The sequence below is a fragment of the Actinomadura sp. 6N118 genome (assembly GCF_044326415.1).
In the GTDB taxonomy this organism is placed as follows: domain Bacteria; phylum Actinomycetota; class Actinomycetes; order Streptosporangiales; family Streptosporangiaceae; genus Spirillospora.
The window spans coordinates 836,410-849,945 of the sequence record NZ_JBIRAZ010000001.1 but is presented as its reverse complement, the minus strand read 5'-3'; the positions used below and the strand labels follow the sequence as shown (position 1 = coordinate 849,945).

The window sequence follows — 13,536 nt, the reverse complement described above, 5'->3', positions numbered from 1 at the left end:
AGGAGTGAACGATGCCCAGACTGCCCGCGCCCTTTGCCCGGCTGATCGAGGCCCGTGGTATGCCGTGCACAGTGACCGGGATCGAGGATCTCTCGCCGTGGTTCCGGCGGGTGCATCTTGCCGGCGAGGGGTTGCGGGGGCATCCCTGGGCGCCGTGCCAGGTGACCACGTTCCGAGTCACCCCGACCGAATTCCGGCGTTACACACCGGACGCGTTCGACGCCGAGACGGGCCGGATGTCGCTCCTGTTCTACCGGCACAGCACCGGCGCCAGGAACGTGCTGCCGCCAGGTGAGGCGTGGCTGGACGGTCTCACTGTCGGGGACCGTGTCAATCCGATCGGGCTGGAGGCGACTCGAAGCTTCCGGGCACGTGCCGTGCCAGGGACCGTACTGATGTGCGGCGACGCCACCACCGTCGGTCTGTGGGACTCGATGATCCGCTGGCTAGGGGACGGGGCCCGGGTTTGCGGTGTGGTCGAGGTGCCCGCGCACGATGTACCGCTGGTGCAGGGGCTATTGCCTGATGTGGAGGTCGTCGCACAGACCGAGCGGCACGGGGAATCCCTGTTGACTTGGCTGGACGGTTCCCCGCGTCAGGAGGTCGCACACGCCTACCTAGCTGGGCACGGGCAGACGATCCAGCAAGCCCGCACCCTGCTGCGCGCCCGGTACGGCCTGCACCGGTCCGACATTTCCACGCAACCGTACTGGGCGACGGGAAAAGCGGGTCTCTGACCGCCGCAGGCGCTCCAGGTCTTCAACGCCGAGGCTGGGCTGAGGGCCCAACACCGACGGCGGCCGTGTGCTCAGGGCCGGTGTTCGGACCGGAACTTGCCCAGTACACGCTCGGCCTGGTCCATCATTTCTCGGACGATCTCCGCTGCGGGCTTGACGTCGTGGACGAGGCCGACACCCTGGCCCATCAGCCAGGGCATTTCCTCCCAGTCGGCCTTGGTCGCGGGCATCGGCGGCAGCGCGCTGAACTTGCGCAACACGGTCTCTGCTCCCTGGAGGACCGTTGTGCCGACCTGTTCGAGCGAGTCACGGTCGGCCGGCACTTGATCCAGCCGGTCGTTCCACTCGTCCACCACGCGGTCGCGCTGCACCCGCATGGGGTTGAACTCCGGCCACTCGGGGCCGAAGATCGCTGTCAGTACCGTGTCCTCCCCCAGGGAGGAGATCAACCGGCGGTGGTGCTCCGGATGCACCTGGGCCTCCAAGGACGCGACCAGCCGGGTCCCCACCCACACCCCGTCAGCCCCCAGGCACAGGGCCGCGGCGACCTGGCGTCCGTCGGTGATCCCCCCGGCGGCCAGGACCGGCACGCGGTCCCCGACGGCGTCCACGACGGCAGGAACACCGACCATGGTGGGCAGGCCGCCGTAGTTGTGCCCACCGGCCTCCCAGCCCTGGGCGACGACGACCTCCACGCCGTCATCGACGGCGAGCTTGGCCGCGTCGGCGGACCCGACCTGCTCCCACACCGACACCCCAGCCTCGCGCAGCTGCTTGAGCTGGTCGGCCGGCGGGTGACCCCAGTGGAAGGAGACGATCGGCACCCGCTCCTCGGCACACACGCGGACCTGTTCGGCGTTGTCGAAGTACGTGATCAAGTTGATGTTGAACGGTGCCTCTCCGACGCCCTTCCGGACCTCGTGGATGATCTGCCGAAGCACGTCCGGGGGAGTGAGCGTCGCCCCCACCGCACCGATGCCACCCGCTCCGGTGACCGCCACCGCCAGATCAGGAGCGCCCCCCGCGAAAGCCATTCCTGCGCAGGCAAACGGGTAGGTAACGGCAAACTTCTCGGTGAACCTGGTGGACAGTACGCTCATGACGACTTCCTCCTGGAGCTTGGACGCGTCCTTCCTGCACGTTCCCACCGGGTGACGGCACGAAGCCAGGTTCTGGCGCATGGTGGCCGCCGCTGTGCGCGCGATCCGGGAGGCGGCGACTCGTGGAACGGGCGGCCATCGTTGGCCGTCTGGGGTAGATGCATGGCCCTGTCGGGACATCACGGGCAATACTCGGCGTATCCACAGCGGCGCGCACAGCCGTGGCCGCCGCGGTGGCTCTGGGACGGGGTGACAGGGTGCGGACGCCGATGAGCGACCCCCAGCGGGTGGGCCCGTACAAGATCATCGGCCGGCTCGGGTCGGGCGGGATGGGCTGGGTGTACCTCGGCCGGTCGCCCGGCGGGCTGGACGTGGCGGTGAAGGTCGTACGGCCGGAGTACGCGGAGGATCCGGCGTTCCTTAAGCGATTCAAGCGTGAAGTGAACGCGGCGCGGTCCGTGAGCGGCGCCTTCACCGCGGCGGTCGTGGACGCAGACACCGAGAGCGATCCGCCTTGGCTGGCAACGGAGTACGTGCCCGGCCCGTCGTTGATGGAGGTCGTCCAAACGTCCGGGCCGTTCCAGGAGGCGATGGTGCGGCGCCTGGGCGCGGGGCTTGTTGAAGCTCTGCAGGCCATCCACGCCGCCGGGCTCGTGCACCGGGACCTCAAGCCGTCGAACATCCTGCTCGCCGACAACGGGCCGCGGGTCATCGACTTCGGCATCTCCCTCGCCGATGAGGACACGCGGATGACGCGGGAGGGCCTCATCATCGGCACGCCGTCCTACATGTCGCCCGAGCAGATGGGGGGCAAGGAGGTGGGCGCGGCGTCGGACGTCTTCTCGCTGGGCGGGGTGCTGGCGTTCACGGCGACCGGCAAAGCCCCGTTCGGTGAAGGGACGAGCGCGATGTACAGGATCGTTCACCAGCCGCCGCCCCTCGACCAGGTGCCCCCGGGGGTGCGCGACCTGATCGGGCGGTGTCTCACCAAGGCCGCCGAGGAGCGGCCAAGCCTCGAGGACCTCCTGGACGAGCTGCTCGTCGCGCCGACTGACGTGGCCTGGCCGCCGCCCGAGGCCGCAGAGCGGATCCGCACGCGTGCCGAGGAACTCGCCGCCAAGGGTGGCTCGCAGGCCGGGACGTCGATGCGGTCCTGCCTCTTCCTGCATGCCCAGGCGCTCCTCGATGCCGGGCTGACCGACCAGATGGTCACCGAGGCGGTGTCGCGTGGCAGATCATGAGGCGTTCGGCGGTCCGGCCGCACTCGAGGTCGGCGCGCACTGGCAATGGATGGTCGAGAATTGGGCGACACGCAATAACCTCCGCGCCACGACCGAAACGTCCTCGATCAGCCTTGAAATCGATCTTCAAAAGGCGGATCGCGTCGTCACGATGCGATTCACCACGGCCAGCGGATTGCTCGTCGCGTTCATCACCGACGGCCGTTCCCTCCAGGGAGATCAATTGGCTCTCGCCGCGGCGGCCGCGAACGCCTGGAACACCGAGCAATTGATCCCGATGCTTTCGGTGTGGGACGTACGCGGGCCGCGCCCCTTCCTGGCCGGAGTGTGCGTATTGCCGCTGACCAGCCAGATGAGCCAGCCGGTTTTCGACGATCTGGCCGATCACTGGCTGGCACAGGTGCGGCAGATGTTCACCCGGTGTCATCAGGTTTTCAAGCTCTAGGGAATCGCCCCGAATACGGCTAAATGACCGGGCCTCTGTTGGCGGTCTTGTCGTACAATCAGGATCCTTCAGGGCCCAAAGGGGGCACCATGGGTCATGGGATCTTCAGTACTGCGATCCGGGGGATCTTTCTCGCAATTCTGATCATCGCGCTGCTATCGGCGGGGAATGCGGTATCGGCCTCGGCTGAGCCCGCCTGCCCAAATGATCCTTACAGCGCACTGTTGTCCTGCCTGAAGCAGGTCGCGGCCGCGAAGGGGGATCGGGTCACCACCACCCTTCGGGCACCGCTCCGGATCGACAAGGAGTTCGCCGATCCGGCCGGCTGGAATCAGGTCAAGCAGGACCTGGAGGGCGTCGACCTCGTGGTGTCGGTTCCCGCTCGCGGCCAGAAGGGCCAACCTCAGGTGACCGGACCTGGCGGGACCGTCCTGCTGATCCTCGCGCGGAAAAAGGAGCATCGCCTCATCTCGCCTGACATCACGGTCAGCGCGCTCGGGCCAGAGACCCTCAAGCCGCTGAGGGACGCCGGGCTCTGCGACGACATCTGCGACGCCGTCAGCAACAACACCAGCCCATCAGCACGGGAACTCATCGACAACGACCTCGCCACAGACATCAAGAACCCGGACGACGGCGGGCCGCCGATCTTCTGGTTCCTGGTCGCGTTCGGGGTCGTGCTGGCTCTGCTCGGGTGGCTGCTCCTCATGGTGCGCCGAGGATCGGGAAACGCACGCCGCCCCGCCTATGCCACGGAGCCCGCCGCACACCCCGAGCGCTTCCAGCCCACGCCCACGCCCACGAATCAAGGCCGCACCCCCGAGCCGGCTGGCCCAGCCCGATGGGAGAGCCGCCGGATACCAATGCCGCCCGGTCCCAAGCGAACGGCCACCGTACGTACCGCACTCCACCCTCAGGGATACGTCGAACTCGACCGCTGCCTCTATCGGGCCGTCTGGGCAGACCTTGTCGCGCCGCCGCCGACCTTGGGTGACGACGTCGACGTGGTCGAGGGAACGGGCAAGGACGCCGACATCCTCTTCGCCTTCGCACGCCCGTCACGGACCCGGCCAGGCGCGAGCCCAGGGCGCGGCCCAGGTCCCGGACCAGGACCCGAACCAGGACCCGGCGCCGGATCCGGACCAGGTCCCGGCCGACGGGTCGACCACTGACCAGCAATACGACACTCACCGACGACAAAACATGGGGAGAACGGGGAGACCAGCACATGCGACGTGACCAGCAGCCAGCCCCTGACAGGCCGCCGGCGGACTTCTCTCACATCGAGATCGGCAACAACGCGCAGCGCCTCCCGCTCGTGCTCTGCCTCGACACGTCCCATTCCATGCGCGGGAGCCCCATCGAGTCGCTGAACGAGGCACTCCGTTCCTGGACCCGTGACCTGCGCGACGACGTGAGCCTCAGCGCCAGCGTCGAGATCGCGGTCATCACGTTCGGCGGTCAGGGCGTCAACGCCTGGCAGGGTCCTTATCCGCTGCCGCCCCAGGCACGGGTCAGCCCGTTCGTGTCGGCCGGGGCCTTTCAGCCGCCGCAGCTCATGGCGTCCGGAGTCACGCTGATGACCGAGGCGCTGGAGCTCGCCATGCAGATCGTGATGGCGCGCAAGCAGGAGCTGCGGCTGTCCGGGCTCCAGCACTTCCGCCCGCAGATCTGCCTGGTGACCGACGGCATCCCGACCGATCAGCACGGTCATCCGACCGACAGCTGGCGGCGGCTGGTGCCGGTGTTGTCCCGCGAGCAGGAGCAACGGCGCTTCCGGCTGTACGCCATCGGCGTCGGCGGCGTCACGTCCCACGGCGCGCAGGTCTTGGAAGCGCTCGCGCCCAAGTTCAACGCCCGGCTCGAAGGTTTCCCGTTCCGGGACCTCCTCCAGATGATGTCGGCCAGCGCCAGCGCCGAGCAGAAGGGCGCGGGCGACGAGGTCTTCGAGAAGATCTTCAGCCGCTTCACCCAGCGGCCGGCCTGGGAACACTGAGCGGGAGGCCGGGATCGTGAACGAACGCGGGGAGCGGCGGCGTACGGCATGGCGGGTGCACGGCCTGAGCGTCACGGGTTACCGGCATCGGCGCGACGGCGTCCCCTGCCAGGACGCCTGGCGCGCCGGCGAGGCCGGGCCGGTGACGGTGCTGGCGGTCTCCGACGGCGCGGGCAGCCGCCCCCGTTCCGCCGAGGGGTCCAAGATCGCGGTCAGGCTGGCCACCGAGCACTTCGGCAAGCACGTGTCCGGCCGCCGCGCGGACGCATCAGCCGTACACGGGTTGTTGCGCACAGCCCTCCGGGAGGTACGGGAGGAGTTCCTGCACGAGACCGCCGAAGCCCCCGATGATTTCGCCGCGACGCTCACCGTGGTGGTGATCGCGCCGACCTGGATCGGTCACTTGAGCGTCGGCGACGGCTTCGTCGTCCTGCGGGCCGGGACCGAGGACGGCAAGCCGCAGTTCCATCTGCTTCCGACCGCGCCGGAGGTCAGCGAGTACAGCAACGAGACCGTGTTCCTGACGTCGTCCGACGCCGAGAAATGGGTGCGCACGGCATGCGTACGTGACAGCGGCGTCGATGGGGTCCTGCTCTCCACCGACGGTCTGGCCCAGGCCGCGCTGGCGAACTCCCACGGCCGACCACCGATGCCCAACGCCTCGTTCGCCTCAACCATGTTCGCGTCCCTCGAACGCGCGGGGGACGATCCCCACGCCGACACCGAAGAGCTGGCCGCGTTCCTCCGTTCCGACCGGGTGACCGCCGTCAACGCCGACGACAAGACGCTCCTGCGGGCGGTGCGATCATGACCGGGCCACTGGGAAGGACGCCCGTGACCGGGCCTGCCGTTCTCCTCGACGGCGAACCCGTCAAACTCGCCGACCGTCCGCTCAAGGCCGGCGGCCAGGCGGCCGTGTTCCCCGTCATCTCGAACGAGGGCATCGTCGTCAAGCTCTACCGCGAACCCCCCGGCGCAGACCAGGAACGACGTCTCCAGCGGATGCTGACGATGGCGCCCCTAGGGGGCCGCCCTACACACTCGTCCCAGCCACCAGAATTGGCATGGCCGACCCAACTGGCCCGTAGCCCGAACAGCCAGTTTCTGGGATATGCCATGCCGAAATTCGGCGAGCCAGACCATGTGCAACTGGTGGCGTTGTTCGGGCGTTCGATGAGGCTCCGGCTGTTCCCGCAACGCGCCGACTGGCGTTTCCTGCTCGGCATCAGCTGGAACCTCGCCTTCATGGCAGCCCGCATGCATCAGGAGCAGCTGGTCATCGGCGACTTCTCCAGCAACAACGTCGTGGTGGACCGCGATGGGTTCGTGACGTTCCTTGACTGTGACTCCATCGCATTCACCGATCCGGTCACGAGCGAATACTTCCCTTGCCTGATGCAGACCGCCGACTACAGCGCGCCCGAACGCCAGAAGGGCAGCCCAGCATCTCCTGCCACGGACGACTTCGCCTTGGCCGTGCTCATTTACCAGCTACTGACCGGCGGCAACCATCCGTTCGGGGGCGTACGCAGGGACAGCGACTCAGAGGCGACCGTCGCGGACAACATCGCCGCAAGCTGCTCCTACGTTGTGCTGCCGCAACAAGTCATCGTGCCGCGCGGTGTCATCGATCCCGTCGTTCTGCCACCGGCGCTCCTAGAACTGGCCCATGGCGCCTTCGGCCCAGGCGTGCTCAACCCTGCCGCGAGACCCACGGCCCGTGATTGGCTACGCGCCCTGGACACAGAGCGGAGCCGCGTCCAGGTGTGCCCGGCTCGCCCAGGTCACACGTACGGCTCGCATCTCCAGAGCTGCCCCTGGTGCACCCACACCGCCGCAACGGGCCAGGACCTCTTCAACGAGATGCCCGCAGCCGCTTCGTATCCCTTCCAGCCCGCGAAGGCGTCGACCCTGGACCCGTCGACACGGACCGCGCTGATCGCGATCGGCGTCACCGTAGCGATCCTGGGCGTGCTCCTCCTCATAGCCATGCTCGCAAGCTCATAGCCACGCTCGCAGGCGCCTGACTCCGGCCTTTTGAGGTTCCGGCTCCCCTACGGGCGTTCCGACCGCCAAACGCCATGGTGCCGGTCATAGCGGAGCGTCCCCTTGCCGTAGCTCGATAGATCTGTCGAAACCAGCGCCGCGTACGCCTCGTCGGGCAGGTCGGCCTCCAGCGCGATCTGGAGGCGCGTCACCGGATCCTGCAGAACGAGAACGGGCGGTTCGCCAGCCGTACCGCGTCGCCCGCCGATGGCCTTCCCCACCAGGCTCTTGAGCCCGCGCGTGGCCTCGCCCGCCAATGTCGTTCCGATCCCGCTGAGGAACGCGTGCAGAGGCAACGCCGCCAGCACCAGCCATTGGAGGTCCCCCGGCCCTCGCCTGACAGGAACGACCCGTACCCGCGGCTCTACACCAAGGTCGGCGAACGCCGACGCCACAGCACGCTCCTCACCCTCCCGGAACTCCGAGCTGACAAGAATCTCGGCCGTGATCCCCCCGCCTCCGACCATCGCCCCATCACCAACCATCGCGTCGTCACCAACCATCGCCGGCATTTCCCTCCGTGATTCGCCAGATGTGCGCGGTGCTGTCACTTCCGGCGGTGGCCACCCGGTGCCCGTCTCCGCTGAACGTCACCGCACGCAACGAACTGTCGTGATGGAGCCCGAAGAGCTCCCGCCCATCCCCCGCATCCCACACCCGCGCAACGTTGTCCCATCCCGCGGTGGCCAGTCGGCGCCCGTCCGGGCTGTACGCCACGCACCGCACCGAGCTGTCGTGCGCAAGCCGCAGCAACTGCTCGCCACTGCCCGCGTCCCATACCCGGACGGACTTGTCCTCACTGGCCGTCGCGACCCGACGCCCATCCGGACTAAACGCAACCCCCGGCACCGAACCCTCATGCCCCAACCGCACAACCAAACGACCACTCACCACATCCCACACACGCCCAACCCCATCCTCACTACCGGTGACCAACCTCCCGCCATCTGGGCTGAAGGCCACCGAGGTGACGACGTTGAGCCAGCCTGGGTGCTTGAACGTCAGTGACTGCTGGCCAGTGCCCGCATCCCACAACCGCGCCGTACCGTCACTGCTGGCCGTGGCCAGCCATCGCCCATCTGGGCTGAACGCCACGCCGATGACGCTCTTGCGATGCCGAACGGTCAGCTCATTCCGGAACCGCCAGAGCGACCGTGCCGAATCCTCACTCGTAGCCGAAGCCTGCGTCTTCGCCAGAGCCGCCCGTGCCGAAGCCATCAACCCATCCGGATCCTCCGCAGCCGGATCCAACGCACGCAGCCGTTCCCCCATCTCCAGAACAGCAGCCCACCGTCCAGCCGCGTGATGTCCCCGCGCCTCCTCGTACAACGACTGCCGCAGACGGGCATTCTCATCAGTCGCGTCCGCCCGAAGCGTGTAAGTCGCCTTCTTCAACAAGGTCTGCGGACTAGGCGCGCCGTCGGTCGCAAAGATGTGCCCGTCCGTCTCATCTGTGGCCCGCAGATAGAGCACCGGAGTCCCCCACTCCAGCGTGTCCTTCTTGGCCCTCCGCATGGCCCGCCGCGCCCGCATGACGCTCGTGTCGACCGGCAGGCCCTTGGCCACGTACTGGTAGAACGTCGTCCCGAACGTGATCGCGGCCGTATCGCTGATCCCGAACTGCATGGCCACCACAGCCGGAATCCCCCTGCGCACAGCCGCCCCCGCCGTGCTCGAAAAGACATCCAGGGCACTCCCAAGCCCCGTGTCACATGCATTCAGCACGACCAGCCTCAGCGTCGAGTGCTCGCCGAGCAACCGGCTCAGATCATCCGCGCCGACGGCATCCGTCCCACCCCGCTCGTTCGCCAGCGAGATGGTGCCTTCCCCACTACCCCTGTCCCATCCGCCATGACCGACAAAGTGAAAGACGTGCCAGGGCCCCTGATCCAGCGCGTCCTCAAGATCCCCGTACGTCTGGCCATCGACCCAGGCCAGCTCGACAAGCCCCCGACGTTCCAGCCCAGCCAGAGCCGCGGCCAGCAACCGCTGCTCCTCCTTGACCTCCAACGCAACCTGATCCCCGGGCCGCGCCACCATCCCCAGAATCCGCAGCGGCGACGCGACGACCAACGGCTGACGCCCAGCCAGTACATGGGGATACCGCACCAGCGGCTGGCTCAGCCCCAGATAGTCCTGCCGCGCCGGATCGAACAAGAACTCCCACGGCAATCGCGCCAGCTCAGGCGCCTGGATCCGCAACACGAGCCGCTGAACGGTCCGCTCATGAAGGCCGGCCGTGTAAAGCCCATGCACCCGCCCGGTGAACAGCGCCTCGAAAAGCCGGCGGCCCAATTCCCGCACCGGCTCTTCATCCCTGGACGCCAGCCGCCGCCTGACCGCCGACGAGGCCAGCACAAACCCACTGATCGCCTCGAGCTCATAGTCCAATTCATCGGCCGGCAACGGCAGCCGCATCACGCCGTCAACGACCTCACCAGGCGTGCGCACCCTGACGGGATAGATCCCCGTGTCCCCCGGGCCGATCTCGATCTCGAAATTCCGCGTCTGCATGCTCGCCTCTCGGGCGATTACCCCCGCAGCCTAATTTGCGAGCCCTGCCCCTGATCGTACGCAATCCCCCAATAAGCGTCATCAGCTTTGCATTGATCACTCCGCGCAGTTTGATCGCCCGTACGCTAGTCCTGTGACGAGCATCAATGACCTCGCCGACCGCCTCCGCGCGTTCGCTACGGAACGCGACTGGGAGCAGTTCCACACGCCCAAAAACCTGGCGATGGCCCTGGCCGGCGAAACAGGCGAACTCCTGGCCGAGCTCCAATGGCTCACACCGGAAGAGTCCTGGAAGATCATGGACGACCCAGAAGCCGCCGCTCGTCTGCAAGCGGAGTTCGGCGACGTCTTCCTCTACCTGATTCGCCTGGCGGACCTTCTGAACGTCGACCTTCTGGAGGCCGCAGCCAGCAAGCTAGACCAGAACGCCCAGCGCTACGACCCCGACACTTACCGAGGTTCAGCCCGCAAGGCCCCACCCCTCTAGAGCTCGCCACGCACGTACGACCGGTAGCGAGGGATCAGCTGCTCCCTACTCAGCTCCGAAGGCCATCGGCTCATCACCCCGCTACGGCGGTCGATCATCAACAGCGCCCCGGTCTCGTTCGAGCAAGGCCGCGCGACAAAGCCTTCCTCGAACTCCTCGATCCTCAACGGGGTGCCGCCGAAGAAAGCATCAGCCCGCCGCCAAGCCTCAGCCCGATCCACGGCCATCGGGCGAACGGAGTAGGCGGCGAAGACGTCACCGACACTCCTCAGCATCCGGCACTCAGACGTGCCACAGCCATGGCAAATGGGGCGTCCATACGGATCGTCCCCCGGCTTGTGCGGTCCCAAGATCGTGGACAGCGCCGCGCTAGAGGCCAGAACAAGCCGCCTGGCCTCGCGAACGAAGTCCCGGCTGCAGACATCAAGCTGCGATTTCTCAAGCCCGACCAAAAGCTTGTCGATCGCGGCCGGATCAGCCCGCAAGGCCCCGGTCATCATCGAGTGAACGCATTGCTGAACGTGCTGATGCGCCGTCACGACGCCCACTCCCCCGCGAAGACGGCAGTGACCGTCCGTCCCTCCTCGTTCCCGTGCCAGCTCCAGCTGGCCGCAGTAAGCGCCACAGCCTTCAAGCCGCGCCCAGATTCATCGAGCTCATCCGCGTCTCGCGCCACGATCTCACCCGGACCACCTTCATCCGCGACCGAGACCGCCACGCCATTAACCCCACGCATCACTTCGACGGTGAACGACCCACCGCACCGACCCGATTTCGTGTGCCGGATGGCGTTGACGACCAGCTCATCGGCAGCCAACAGCACGTCGTCGAGGTACGGACACCCGTCCAACAGACAGGCCACAAACCTCCGGACAGTCCGCGCCTGCTCGGGACGGCCCGGAAAGCACCGCCGCCAGTACAGCGGCACGGGCCCCGCCACGAAGACCATCGCCGTGGACATGAGCACTCCTCGATGTGCAGATCGCGTGGAACACAGCCTGTTCTGCAGTTCCTTCGTCACAGAAGGTTGCCATCCGCTCACGAGAAATAGCTGTCAGACCGGACTCCAAGCCTGATTCGCACAATCCACTCCACAACGTTCGCGTTCCGCACATCCAGTAACCGCACGTGCGGTTCCTGAACGTGCAGAAAAATCTTGGCGCGTTCTCCTGGCCAGCGCTTTTACCGACACCGAGGCCTGATCCGGCCATACCATTGCCCACCAGGCATCAGTTGCAGAAAGTTATTGATCCGTACGCACTGTAATCAAGGCTCCCGTTCAAAGGAGAGCGGCCATGCCGAGCCCCTACGTTCGCCGCCGCCGACTCGCGGTCGAGCTCCGCAAGATCCGCGAAGACCGCGACATGACCGCTGACGAACTCGCCCGCTTCGTCTACCAGTCCCGCACCAAAATCACCCGTCTGGAGACCGGAGCCATCCGCCCGGACCTAGCCGAGATCATGGATCTGCTGGACCGCCTAGGCGTCACCGGACCGCGGTACGACAAGATCGTCCGTCTGGCCCGAGACGCCGCCCAGAAGGGCTGGTGGGACTCCTTCGGCGATTCCATGGGCGCCCGCCAACGCCTCTACGCCGACCTGGAATCCGGTGCCGACACCATCCGGGGTTACAACCAGACCGGCTTTCCTGCGGTCTTGCAACTGCCCAGCTTCATAGAGGCCCTGGTTCAGCTCGACGAAAACCAAGGGCCGCTCGGCTATCGGCCGGACCGGATGGCGGACGCTCGAGCACACCGCCAGCGCCGCCTTCTACAACCGGACGGCCCCTCATACGAGACCGTGCTTGACGAGTGCGTTGTTCACCGACTGGCCGTGCCTCCAGCGTTGATGGCTGACCAGCTGAGACACCTGATCGACGTGGTCACGGAGGAGCCGCGTATCTCCATCCGACTCCTGCTTCACAACGCACGCGTTCCTGGAGGGTTGCTGCCCAAGTCGTCCTTCTTCCTCTACACCTTCTCCGAGCCAGCCGACCCGACGATGGCGGTGATCGATACCGTGGCGACCGACCTTGTGCTCACCGACCGACGCGACGTGGCTCGGTACACCGAGCACTTCAACCGGCTTCAAGAAGCTGCGCTTTCCAAGGCTGACAGCCTTACCTTCCTCGACCAGGTAGCCGATCGGCTGACAAACGAGGCAGGATCGGAGGCATGACCAAGCACTACAGCGGCTGGCGCAAGGCAAGGCACAGCGATCCCAACGGCGAATGCGTCGAAGTCGCAAAAAGCCCTGACGGCGCCATAGGGGTCCGTGACTCCAAGGCACCAGGTCCGATCATCGAAGTGACTCGGGCCGAATGGACGTCCCTGCTCACGGCCCTAAAGCACAGCTGATTGAAGATGCTCCCATGAACAATCACCCACGCTGGCGCAAGTCAAGCCGCAGCAACCCGGACGGACACTGCGTCGAGGTCGCCCTCGCCATCAACGGAGCCATCGGCCTCCGCGACTCCAAAGCGCCCGGCCCCATCGTCGAGCTGACTCGGACCGAGTGGGCCTCCCTGCTCACTGCCCTAAAGAACACCTGATCCAGGACGTGCCATGAGCATCGACAGCCCAGGCTGGCGCAAATCGAGCCACAGCGATCCCAACGGCGACTGCGTCGAGGCAGCGCGCGCGAGCGATGGCAGCGTCGGGCTGCGCGACTCCAAAGCCAACGAGACCAGTCCGATCATCAAGTTCACTCCTTCGGCATGGGCCGCGCTGCTCGCTGCCCTCCGAACCCGCTGAACGGGCAAGTCAGGATCAGACATGACCCAACGCAGATCCCACTGGCGCAAGTCGAGCCACAGCGAACCGAACGGCGACTGCGTCGAAGTCGCCCGAGCAACCAACGCAGCCATCGGCCTCCGCGACTCCAAGGCGCCCGGCCCCACCCTCAAGCTGACTCGAACCGAATGGATCTCCCTGCTCACAGCCCTGAAGAACGCCTGATCCAGGACGCGCCC

At 66.7% G+C, this 13,536-nt stretch carries 18 protein-coding genes; 13 read left to right on the top strand and 5 right to left on the bottom strand.

Annotation, left to right across the window (positions count from 1 at the left end):
* The first annotated feature begins 11 nt into the window (after nucleotides 1-11).
* A complete protein-coding gene (locus ACH34W_RS03745; protein WP_395959243.1) occupies nucleotides 12-737 on the top strand; it encodes a siderophore-interacting protein in 726 nt (241 codons plus the stop codon).
* 71 nt (nucleotides 738-808) lie between these two features.
* Here ACH34W_RS03745 and ACH34W_RS03740 read toward each other — a convergent pair whose 3' ends face one another.
* Nucleotides 809-1,837: an NAD(P)H-dependent flavin oxidoreductase gene (locus ACH34W_RS03740; RefSeq protein ID WP_395959242.1), complete on the bottom strand. Its 1,029-nt coding sequence runs from the start codon at nucleotides 1,835-1,837 to the stop codon at nucleotides 809-811.
* Nucleotides 1,838-2,106: 269 nt separating this feature from the next.
* On the opposite strand from ACH34W_RS03740, the gene ACH34W_RS03735 reads away from it, so the two are divergent.
* From ACH34W_RS03735 to ACH34W_RS03710, 6 genes are all read left to right on the top strand, one after another.
* Nucleotides 2,107-3,078 (top strand): serine/threonine-protein kinase, encoded by a 972-nt coding sequence (locus ACH34W_RS03735; RefSeq protein ID WP_395959241.1) that lies wholly within the window; start codon nucleotides 2,107-2,109, stop codon nucleotides 3,076-3,078.
* Complete coding sequence (locus ACH34W_RS03730; protein WP_395959240.1) at nucleotides 3,065-3,523, top strand: hypothetical protein; 459 nt, start codon at nucleotides 3,065-3,067, stop codon at nucleotides 3,521-3,523. Before ACH34W_RS03735 ends, ACH34W_RS03730 begins: the two co-directional genes overlap by 14 nt.
* 224 nt (nucleotides 3,524-3,747) lie before the next feature.
* Complete coding sequence (locus tag ACH34W_RS03725; protein ID WP_395959239.1) at nucleotides 3,748-4,695, top strand: hypothetical protein; 948 nt, start codon at nucleotides 3,748-3,750, stop codon at nucleotides 4,693-4,695.
* Nucleotides 4,696-4,751: 56 nt separating this feature from the next.
* Nucleotides 4,752-5,519, top strand: a complete 768-nt coding sequence (locus tag ACH34W_RS03720; protein WP_395959238.1) for a VWA domain-containing protein — start codon at nucleotides 4,752-4,754, stop codon at nucleotides 5,517-5,519.
* 16 nt (nucleotides 5,520-5,535) lie between these two features.
* Nucleotides 5,536-6,330, top strand: a complete 795-nt coding sequence (locus ACH34W_RS03715; protein WP_395959237.1) for a PP2C family serine/threonine-protein phosphatase — start codon at nucleotides 5,536-5,538, stop codon at nucleotides 6,328-6,330.
* A complete protein-coding gene (locus ACH34W_RS03710) occupies nucleotides 6,327-7,526 on the top strand; it encodes a hypothetical protein (RefSeq protein ID WP_395959236.1) in 1,200 nt (399 codons plus the stop codon). Before ACH34W_RS03715 ends, ACH34W_RS03710 begins: the two co-directional genes overlap by 4 nt.
* A gap of 47 nt (nucleotides 7,527-7,573) precedes the next feature.
* On the opposite strand, the gene ACH34W_RS03705 is transcribed toward ACH34W_RS03710, so the two are convergent.
* Both ACH34W_RS03705 and ACH34W_RS03700 read right to left on the bottom strand, forming a co-directional pair.
* Nucleotides 7,574-8,077: a hypothetical protein gene (locus ACH34W_RS03705; protein ID WP_395959235.1), complete on the bottom strand. Its 504-nt coding sequence runs from the start codon at nucleotides 8,075-8,077 to the stop codon at nucleotides 7,574-7,576.
* Nucleotides 8,058-10,079, bottom strand: coding sequence for a CHAT domain-containing protein (locus ACH34W_RS03700; protein WP_395959234.1), 2,022 nt, complete (start codon nucleotides 10,077-10,079; stop codon nucleotides 8,058-8,060). The genes ACH34W_RS03705 and ACH34W_RS03700 overlap by 20 nt, the downstream gene beginning before the upstream one ends.
* A 133-nt stretch (nucleotides 10,080-10,212) precedes the next feature.
* Here ACH34W_RS03700 and ACH34W_RS03695 point away from each other — a divergent pair, with 133 nt between their 5' ends.
* Entirely contained in the window at nucleotides 10,213-10,566 is a 354-nt protein-coding gene (locus tag ACH34W_RS03695; protein WP_395959233.1) for a nucleotide pyrophosphohydrolase, read from the top strand.
* Here the strand turns inward: ACH34W_RS03695 and ACH34W_RS03690 are convergent.
* Together ACH34W_RS03690 and ACH34W_RS03685 are read right to left on the bottom strand one after the other, a co-directional pair.
* The gene (locus ACH34W_RS03690) at nucleotides 10,563-11,105 is read right to left on the bottom strand and encodes a hypothetical protein (RefSeq protein ID WP_395959232.1); all 543 of its coding nucleotides are present in this window, start codon (nucleotides 11,103-11,105) and stop codon (nucleotides 10,563-10,565) included. The two genes, ACH34W_RS03695 and ACH34W_RS03690, sit on opposite strands and share 4 nt — an antisense overlap.
* Nucleotides 11,102-11,527, bottom strand: coding sequence for an ATP-binding protein (locus tag ACH34W_RS03685; RefSeq protein ID WP_395959231.1), 426 nt, complete (start codon nucleotides 11,525-11,527; stop codon nucleotides 11,102-11,104). The genes ACH34W_RS03690 and ACH34W_RS03685 overlap by 4 nt, the downstream gene beginning before the upstream one ends.
* Before the next feature lie 334 nt (nucleotides 11,528-11,861).
* Here ACH34W_RS03685 and ACH34W_RS03680 point away from each other — a divergent pair, with 334 nt between their 5' ends.
* Genes ACH34W_RS03680 through ACH34W_RS03660 form a run of 5 tightly spaced genes read left to right on the top strand, consistent with a single transcriptional unit; the run spans nucleotide 11,862 to nucleotide 13,522 of the window.
* Nucleotides 11,862-12,743 carry a helix-turn-helix domain-containing protein gene (locus ACH34W_RS03680; protein WP_395959230.1) on the top strand — a complete coding sequence of 294 codons (882 nt, stop codon included), beginning with the start codon at nucleotides 11,862-11,864 and terminating at the stop codon, nucleotides 12,741-12,743.
* Nucleotides 12,740-12,922: a DUF397 domain-containing protein gene (locus ACH34W_RS03675; protein ID WP_395959229.1), complete on the top strand. Its 183-nt coding sequence runs from the start codon at nucleotides 12,740-12,742 to the stop codon at nucleotides 12,920-12,922. Before ACH34W_RS03680 ends, ACH34W_RS03675 begins: the two co-directional genes overlap by 4 nt.
* Nucleotides 12,923-12,936: 14 nt before the next feature.
* Nucleotides 12,937-13,116: a DUF397 domain-containing protein gene (locus tag ACH34W_RS03670; RefSeq protein WP_395959228.1), complete on the top strand. Its 180-nt coding sequence runs from the start codon at nucleotides 12,937-12,939 to the stop codon at nucleotides 13,114-13,116.
* 13 nt (nucleotides 13,117-13,129) lie between these two features.
* On the top strand, nucleotides 13,130-13,318 hold the full coding sequence (locus ACH34W_RS03665; RefSeq protein WP_395959227.1) for a DUF397 domain-containing protein: 189 nt from the start codon (nucleotides 13,130-13,132) through the stop codon (nucleotides 13,316-13,318).
* A 21-nt stretch (nucleotides 13,319-13,339) separates the two neighbouring features.
* Complete coding sequence (locus ACH34W_RS03660) at nucleotides 13,340-13,522, top strand: DUF397 domain-containing protein (RefSeq protein WP_395959226.1); 183 nt, start codon at nucleotides 13,340-13,342, stop codon at nucleotides 13,520-13,522.
* Nucleotides 13,523-13,536 lie beyond the last annotated feature (14 nt).

Bases quoted from the DNA above. Each gene is read 5' to 3' on its own strand.
- ACH34W_RS03685 (WP_395959231.1), bottom strand. From the start codon at position 11,527: ATGTCCACGGCGATGGTCTTCGTGGCGGGGCCCGTGCCGCTGTACTGG.
- ACH34W_RS03705 (WP_395959235.1), bottom strand. From the start codon at position 8,077: ATGCCGGCGATGGTTGGTGACGACGCGATGGTTGGTGATGGGGCGATG.
- ACH34W_RS03675 (WP_395959229.1), top strand. From the start codon at position 12,740: ATGACCAAGCACTACAGCGGCTGGCGCAAGGCAAGGCACAGCGATCCC.
- ACH34W_RS03710 (WP_395959236.1), top strand. From the start codon at position 6,327: ATGACCGGGCCACTGGGAAGGACGCCCGTGACCGGGCCTGCCGTTCTC.
- ACH34W_RS03745 (WP_395959243.1), top strand. From the start codon at position 12: ATGCCCAGACTGCCCGCGCCCTTTGCCCGGCTGATCGAGGCCCGTGGT.
- ACH34W_RS03700 (WP_395959234.1), bottom strand. From the start codon at position 10,079: ATGCAGACGCGGAATTTCGAGATCGAGATCGGCCCGGGGGACACGGGG.
- ACH34W_RS03670 (WP_395959228.1), top strand. From the start codon at position 12,937: ATGAACAATCACCCACGCTGGCGCAAGTCAAGCCGCAGCAACCCGGAC.
- ACH34W_RS03720 (WP_395959238.1), top strand. From the start codon at position 4,752: ATGCGACGTGACCAGCAGCCAGCCCCTGACAGGCCGCCGGCGGACTTC.
- ACH34W_RS03665 (WP_395959227.1), top strand. From the start codon at position 13,130: ATGAGCATCGACAGCCCAGGCTGGCGCAAATCGAGCCACAGCGATCCC.
- ACH34W_RS03660 (WP_395959226.1), top strand. From the start codon at position 13,340: ATGACCCAACGCAGATCCCACTGGCGCAAGTCGAGCCACAGCGAACCG.
- ACH34W_RS03735 (WP_395959241.1), top strand. From the start codon at position 2,107: ATGAGCGACCCCCAGCGGGTGGGCCCGTACAAGATCATCGGCCGGCTC.
- ACH34W_RS03740 (WP_395959242.1), bottom strand. From the start codon at position 1,837: ATGAGCGTACTGTCCACCAGGTTCACCGAGAAGTTTGCCGTTACCTAC.
- ACH34W_RS03680 (WP_395959230.1), top strand. From the start codon at position 11,862: ATGCCGAGCCCCTACGTTCGCCGCCGCCGACTCGCGGTCGAGCTCCGC.